This window comes from Fibrobacter sp. UWH9, assembly GCF_900129715.1.
Classification (GTDB): Bacteria; Fibrobacterota; Fibrobacteria; order Fibrobacterales; family Fibrobacteraceae; genus Fibrobacter.
This window is the reverse complement of sequence record NZ_FQWP01000042.1, coordinates 1-6591: the sequence shown is the minus strand read 5'-3', so window position 1 is coordinate 6591 and position 6591 is coordinate 1. Positions and strand designations below refer to the sequence as shown.

The window sequence follows — 6591 nt, the reverse complement described above, 5'->3', positions numbered from 1 at the left end:
CTTTTCATGTTGCCGTCGTTCCAGACTACTTCTGGAAGGGAGTTGGCCGCTTTATTTTCTTTTTTTTCGTTCATGAGAATAGCTCCAAATAAAATAACACGCCAAATGTAACAACAACAAACTATAAAAAAAACTTGTTTTAACTTTATTTGCGTTCTTTTTACAAAAGTAACTTTTTTTCTTCTTGTATTTTCCGTGTTTATTTTTATTTTTGTGCCCATTTTCTATACAACGGTATCTTTATGCAAGTCAAACAGGCTTTCTCCTTTGCAATGTGCGTCATTGCAGCATGTGTCATCGGCTGCTCTCCAACAAATTCCGAAGACAGCGAATACTCAAAATGGAGTTTTTCCGGCTCTGTCGTCGACGCCTCGAATAACGCAACTCTTTGTGGGGTAAAGATTTCATACCAAAACGCCTCCGGAGATCTCAAATCCACGGAAACCGACGAGGCCGGCAACTTTTTCATCGACGATTTGCCGTACGGTTCGCGAACCTTCACCTTCACGCACAGGGAAATTCAAAAAAAGGACACCTTGTACTACGCACCGCACGTCGAAACGGTCAACTCGACCAGCGAATCCTCGCACATGGAGGGGGTCGTCGCCACGTCATCCATGGTGATAAGGCTTTCTCCCCTCAACGCGGCCCTCAATGGAGAACTCTACATAAACGAAGCCAGTTCCGGGAAAGCCGTCCCGATAAAGGGGGCCTCCATATCCATCGTCCACCAGAGCGAAGATTACGTGAACCTGTTCCCCGAATCCTTCGACGGCTCGTCCGATTCACTCGGGAAGTTCACGTTCAAGAACTTGCCCGCAGATTCCGGGCTCGTCCTCAAAATAGCCCCCGTCACATACAACGGGTTGCGCTACATCGCTACAGACAAAATCCTTCCACGCCTCAAGCCGAACGGCGCCATCGATCTGGGACGCACGTACCTCCAGCAGGACACCCTTGTCAAAAAGCAAAACGACATCAAGGCCTCTAACGTGATGGACAAGAACTACATGGGGTACGGGGAGCTCTCCCCCCTGATTGTCCCGTACTACGTATTCAACGAAAAGATTACGTCCAAGAGCTTGTCGGTCAACGTAAGGAGCGATTCGGCAAACTTCTACGTAGAGCCGGTCATCAAAGGCGACACGCTGTTCCTGGCCCACCCCGATAGCGCCTTCGACGCAGAAACCAGGTATTCCGTGAGCATCACCGCATACGGCAAGGAGTCGGGCGAGCGCTACAATCTCGCCTTCAACGGGGATTCCGCATTTACAACGGGCAGAGGCCTCTACGCCATAACAAGCAACGCATGGCCCAGCAACGAAAAATACACGTCCTCCTTCGGCACGAGCGACACAATCTGGGTCAAGTTCAGCGAGGACCTCGTCTCGAGCGCCGACAAGATTCAGTGGAGTTTCGCCAGCGGCGCCACGCGCACCATCTACGCGCACAGCTACGGCAAGAACGCAGACGCCTGGGTCAAAAAGGACACTCTTTTCGTCAAACTGATGGATCGCATCCTCGACTCCCGCGTGCAGGGAGATACCATCGGCATGAACATCACCGCGTACGGCAAGAGCGGCCTTGTCCTCAAGAATTTCTCCCTTTACACAGAAATCCAGGTTCCCGAAAAGCAAAAAATCAAGGCGTCAAATGTCGTCGACAAGTCGCTCATGGGCTATAGGGACGTCTCCCCCCTGATTACGCCGTTCTTCGTTTTCGAAGAGGAACTTAGCAGCGCGAACCTTTCCGTCTCGGTGAAGGCCGGTTCAGACGTATTCTACGTCACCCCGACAGTGAAAAAAGACACCCTGTTCCTCAAGCACGATCGTTCGTTCCCCTCGGAAGCGAGCATCAGCGTGAGCATCGCCGTATACGGCAAAAAGTCCGGCGACCGCATATCGTACGAGCTCACCGGCGATTCCGCCTTCGTGACAGGGCGCGGACTCTACGCGGTCACAAGCAACGCATGGCCAAGCAACAAGGGCTACAAGGCAAGCTTCTCCGCCGAAGACACCATCTGGGTCAAATTCTCGAAGGCTCTTTCCACGAACACCGACAGGATACAATGGAGCAAGGCGAGCAACGCAAAGTACACCCTGTACGGCCATGGCGCCAACAAGAACGCAAACGCAAAGGTCAAGGGCGACACGCTGTTCATAACAATGCTCCCGAACGCCATCAACGAGTCCACCCAAAACGGCGACTCCGTCGGCGTAAACCTCACCGTCTACGCAACCGACGAGACTTATCTCGAAAAGTTCACATTGTACACGGAACTCGAGATTCCCTTGTCGAGCTCAAGCACCACAAAAAATGAATAAGTTGTTCAAAATACTGTTTTTCTGCACCGCCGTATTCGCTTTTTGCGCAAGCTCTGCACTAGCCGCAAGCTTCGACGGTATCACGGAACCGCTCGCGCAAGCCAGTATGGGCTTTACCGTATCCGGGAAAATCGACAGCATCTGGGTAAAAGAAGGCGAGTTCGTCCACAAGGGCGACACCTTGATGAACCTCATAAAGACCGAAGAGGAACTGCGTTCACGCATCACAAAAATCACCGCCGAGGACCTCTCGAGTGTTGTCTCGGCGAAGGCGAAAATGGACGCGTACGAAAAGGACTTGGAAGCCACGAAAAAGTTGTTCGAGACTTCGAATTCCATAAGCGCCGAGCAGCTCTGGGAAAAGGAAATGAACTTCAATGTAGCGAAAGCCGAATGGGAAGCCGCAAAGGTATCCAAGTCCAAGGATTCCCTCGAGCACCGCATGGCACGCGCACAGCTGCTCAAGCAGTACCTAATCGCCCCCTTCGATGGAGAAATAGTTTCCATATCGAAGAACAGGAGCGAAAGCGTCGAAGCCCTCGAATCCGTCATCGAAATCGCGGACGTGCGCACATGCCGCATGACAGCCTACATCATTGTCAACAAGACGAACAAGCTGAAAATCGGCCAAAGCGTCAATCTTCAACTGAACGGCTCCGCGAAAAATCGGAACAAAATGGGAACCATTGAATTCATCTCGCCCGTCGTTGACAAGGCCAGCCTGCTACGAACAGTCAAGGTCATCTTCGACAATTCAAACCACTCCATAGAACCCGGCGTCACCGGCAAAATCATATTGCAATAATGCACAAACTTTCTGCACATTTGACGCTATTCGCTTTCATATTGATTTTTTCGGTCGCCAGTTCCTTTGCAACCGAAGACTCGCTCAGGCTCAACTTGGAAACGGCGCTCAAGATTCTTATCGAGAACAACACCGATATACAAGAAGCAAAATACAACTGGATTGCGCAAGCCGAGATGACAAAAGGGGCCTACGGGGATTTCGAGCCGCACTTAAACGGCCGTGCAAGCAAGGAAAGAGGCGACAGGCCGAGCGCCCTGTTCACGGAAACCAGGGACGAGTACAAAATCGGGATACAAGGGAAGCTACCCTCGGCTACGGAATACAGCGTGGGCTTCAACCAGGCGACCTACACCCATAGCGAATACACCTCGGAACTTTACTTTGGCGGCGAACTCCGCCAACACGTGCTGAAAGACGGCCTGCTCTACTTTTCGCCCACCGCGCAGCTCCGCGAAGCCTACCTGCAACAGGAAATCGCCTACCAGAAATACCGCAACACGCTCAGCGACGTTTTGGACAAGTTCTACGATGCCTACTGGAACTACTTTTACGCAGAGCAAACCCTGCAATTCGCCACGAAATCGTCGCAAGTCGCAAAACAAATCGCGGACGACGCAGAAAAAAGGCAGCAGTTGGGCATACTCTCGGTCCTTGACAAGCAGAAGGCCGTCGCCGAGTATTCCGACCGCGAGAGCGGACGCCTCACGGCAATGAATCAATTGCGAAGCGCAAGGCTCAACCTGCTACTTGCGATATCTGCAAGCGAAATCATCCAGGATCCGCGCCCCATCGCCATAAGCCTCCCTAGCGACATCGACACGTCTATCCAGGTAAAACCAGTTGACGCCGAAGATTCCATCTACCGCCTTCATCCCGCCTACATGCAGCAGCAGGCGGAACTCGACCTGCGCGAAGAGGAATTGAAGCTACATCGCACAAAATCGCTCCCGACGCTCGACATTATCGGGAATTACGGGATACGCAGCCGCGACAAGGAAGCAAGAACGGCTATTCGCAACTTCAAGCACCCCGAAGACCGTCAAACAGTGCTTGCCGGAGGAATCGAAATAGACATTCCACTGTTCGCAAACATCAATGAACGTCACCAGATTGCCGCACAGAAGGTAAACGTGAGAGCCGCACGTACACGCCTCGCGCTCATTCAGAACAAACTTTTAGAGGAATTCAGCATTCTGCAAAAAAGGTCCATCGAAATACGCGAGCAATGGAAATTCAGCGAAATCGCCGTCAACTACCACGAAACGGAACTGCAAGAAGAATTCAAAAAAATGGAACTCGGCAAAAGCAACTACCACATCATTTTCGACATGGAAGAGGACCTCCGCAAGGCGGAACAGCGCCACCTCGAGAATACACGCGATTTGCACCTTATCGACGTAAAGCTCCTCATCGCGAAAGGAGAGCTGTTGCGCGAAAACGGCCTAGAAACTTGGGATCAGGGCAAGCCCGCCCTACGCAAGGAGCTGCTGCATGAATAATTCCAACACAAATTTGGACGCCAACAAACTGCACCAGGCGATGCAAGGGGCGCTCAGCAGTTCCAACGCAAAAATCAACCAAATGACCCAAGTATTCGACGTCACCCAAAACGTACTTGCGTGCGACAAATTCAAAACGGCGACGTTGTCCCTGGTCAGCGGGCTCTGCGACAAATACAACGCCGAAAGGGTGAGCCTCGGATGGGTCAAGCACGATTACGTTGAGCTAAAGGCTCTGAGCCACACCGACCATTTCGAGAAAAAAATGCAGGTGGTGCGAGACTTGGAAGGCATCATGGAAGAAGCCTACGAGCAAGACGCAGCCATCGTCTACCCCGCCCCCGAAAAGAACGTTCTTTCGATTCGCGAGCACGAGCTGTACAGCACCAAATACCACACAAAGTACATACTCACCGTACCAATCCACAATGGCGACGAAATCATCGGAATCATCTGCTGCGAACGAAATTCGCAACCTTTCGACGACTTGAATTCTGAACAAATTTACCTGACATCGTCACTGTGCGCAGCAAGGCTTGAGGAACTCTACAACAAAAGTTGCTGGTTTGGGCTCCGCATGGTAAAAAAAGTCCGCAAATTGCTCTCCAAGCTTTTAGGGGTCGAACACACGTGGGCAAAGCTATTCGGGATACTTGCAATAGCGCTGGTTCTATTCGCGACGCTTTACCCAATCCCTTACAGGGTTAGCGCTCCGGCAATCCTGAAAACAGACAAAATAATCTATACGACAGCCCCCTTCGACGGATACATCGATACCGTTTTTGTAAAGCCCGGCGACGTCGTTTACAAGGGAGCCCCATTACTCCGACTAAACCAGACAGAGCTCAAGCTTGAAGAAGCCGATCTCATGGCGCAGGAACAGGACTCCCGGCGCGAAATACAAAAAGCCCAGGCGGCCCACCAGCTTGCCGAAATGCGAATTCACCAAGCGCGCCTCGCGCAAACCCAAGCAAAGCTCAAGACAGTACGTTACAGGCTCTCCATGGCCGTGGTCGCCGTCACCGCCGACAGCGCCGTCATTATCGAAGGTGACCTGCAAAAACGCATCGGTGCCCCGGTAAACCAGGGAACGGAACTGTTCCAGATGGCATCCATCGAGAACATCTATGTCGAGATAAATGTGCCCGAACAGGAACTGCGCAACGTAAAACTCGGAACCCAGGGCCTGCTCGCCATCAAGAGCCGTCCCGAATACGTTTACCGGTTCGAGACGCAACACATCAGCCCCACCGCAGAGGTAAAGGAACAGGAGAACACCTTCGCCGTGCGCGGCGAGTTCGTCTACCAGACTCCGGCATGGTTCCGCCCCGGCATGACAGGTATCGCGAAGATTTTCGCGGGCAAGCGCACGCTCTGGTGGATTCTTTCACACCAGGCAATCGACTACCTTCGCCTGAAACTCTGGTGGTAAGGGGGCAAAAGCCCCGAAAAGCGACAACAAAGTGTGGTTGGAAGTCCTGCAAAATCGCAAAAAAATGATACTTCGATATAATTTCCCTACCAAAGGAAACCGGTCGCTGCATTCGCCTTATGAGGTTGTCCTCCCCCACCATATACAAAAAGGGCCGCATCGCTGCAGTCCTTTTTTTGTAATGCTGGTCTGGATCCTTCGACTCCGAGGCTACGCCTCTTCGCTCAGGATGACATGCTCAAAGGCCTGAAAGGCCGACCTCATACCTCAAGCTATACGAGACTTGACAACTTGTTGTCTTAGTCGAGTTATCCCCTATGGGGAGAATGCCTTGGGCATGAGCGACCTCACGCCTCATTAATCCTTACCATAAACCTTTTCGGCGTAGGTAGCGGTTGCCATGAGGTATTCGCGGTTCATCTTGGCGATGTAATCCACGGTGATACCCTTCGGGCAAGCAGCCTGGCATTCGTAAAGGTTGGTGCAGTTACCAAAGCCTTCCTTGTCCATCTGTGCCACCATAGCGAG

At 52.0% G+C, this 6591-nt stretch carries 5 protein-coding genes and 1 pseudogene; 4 read left to right on the top strand and 2 right to left on the bottom strand.

Going from position 1 to position 6591, the window contains the following annotated elements:
• A partial coding sequence (locus tag BUB94_RS17110; protein ID WP_217653156.1) for a hypothetical protein occupies positions 1-221 on the bottom strand: 221 nt, incomplete at its 3' end.
• 21 nt (positions 222-242) lie between these two features.
• Here BUB94_RS17110 and BUB94_RS15970 point away from each other — a divergent pair.
• From BUB94_RS15970 to BUB94_RS15955, 4 genes are read left to right on the top strand one after another with little or no spacing between them, the layout of a single operon-like run.
• The gene (locus BUB94_RS15970; RefSeq protein ID WP_139260295.1) at positions 243-2324 is read left to right on the top strand and encodes a peptidase associated/transthyretin-like domain-containing protein; all 2082 of its coding nucleotides are present in this window, start codon (positions 243-245) and stop codon (positions 2322-2324) included.
• Positions 2317-3129 carry an efflux RND transporter periplasmic adaptor subunit gene (locus BUB94_RS15965; RefSeq protein ID WP_073161611.1) on the top strand — a complete coding sequence of 271 codons (813 nt, stop codon included), beginning with the start codon at positions 2317-2319 and terminating at the stop codon, positions 3127-3129. Before BUB94_RS15970 ends, BUB94_RS15965 begins: the two co-directional genes overlap by 8 nt.
• Entirely contained in the window at positions 3129-4631 is a 1503-nt protein-coding gene (locus tag BUB94_RS15960) for a TolC family protein (RefSeq protein ID WP_073238939.1), read from the top strand. The genes BUB94_RS15965 and BUB94_RS15960 overlap by 1 nt, the downstream gene beginning before the upstream one ends.
• Complete coding sequence (locus BUB94_RS15955) at positions 4624-6063, top strand: GAF domain-containing protein (RefSeq protein ID WP_073238936.1); 1440 nt, start codon at positions 4624-4626, stop codon at positions 6061-6063. Before BUB94_RS15960 ends, BUB94_RS15955 begins: the two co-directional genes overlap by 8 nt.
• Positions 6064-6420: 357 nt before the next feature.
• On the opposite strand, the pseudogene BUB94_RS17575 reads toward BUB94_RS15955, so the two are convergent.
• A pseudogene (locus tag BUB94_RS17575) lies at positions 6421-6591 on the bottom strand (succinate dehydrogenase/fumarate reductase iron-sulfur subunit); the annotation flags it as partial.